Source organism: Vibrio sp. Y176, from assembly GCF_033438945.1.
This window is the reverse complement of the sequence record NZ_JAWOQS010001174.1, coordinates 1-521: the sequence shown is the minus strand read 5'-3', so window position 1 is coordinate 521 and position 521 is coordinate 1. Positions and strand designations below refer to the sequence as shown.

Annotated in this window: 1 pseudogene; it reads right to left on the bottom strand. The window is 42.8% G+C overall.

The window, feature by feature from the left end:
* Positions 1-521, bottom strand: a pseudogene (locus R7O13_RS30820) (pilus assembly protein TadD); the annotation flags it as partial.

The following is a 521-nucleotide window of genomic DNA, read 5'->3' as shown; positions in this document are numbered from 1 at the left end:
AAGAAACTTCTTTGCATCATCTATATCGCTAAACTCACCAACGCAATAACGCTTCCATAAGCCGTGAGTGTAGGAATACACTTTGCCATAGTTGCCTTTCAGATAATTTAGGTAATCTGACGGAATGACTTTATAGGTTGCTAATACTTGAATTCGATAAATTGACGGCGCTTTAGGACGTAAGTTTTGCGGGTCTAATACTGAGCGCGCTACGTACTTTGGTTTCAAATCGACAGATTTCGTATCCATTTCCATATTTTTCTTTTCCTTTGACTTCGCGACCTGTTTGGGTGGAACTTTTGTATCTATTTTTTTACTCAGAGGTTTAACGCTCTTCATGAGCTTTTTCAGTTTGACTCTTGCGTCTTGCTCGCTACTGTCGTGTTTCAAAACCTCCAACGCCACATCCGGACGATTCGACCGAGTCGACGCCAAAAGGAGATTTGAACGTACCTTTTCATCATTTGGATTGGCAGCAAACAAGCCATAGAGCAGCTCCATCGCGGGCTCTGGTCTGCCTT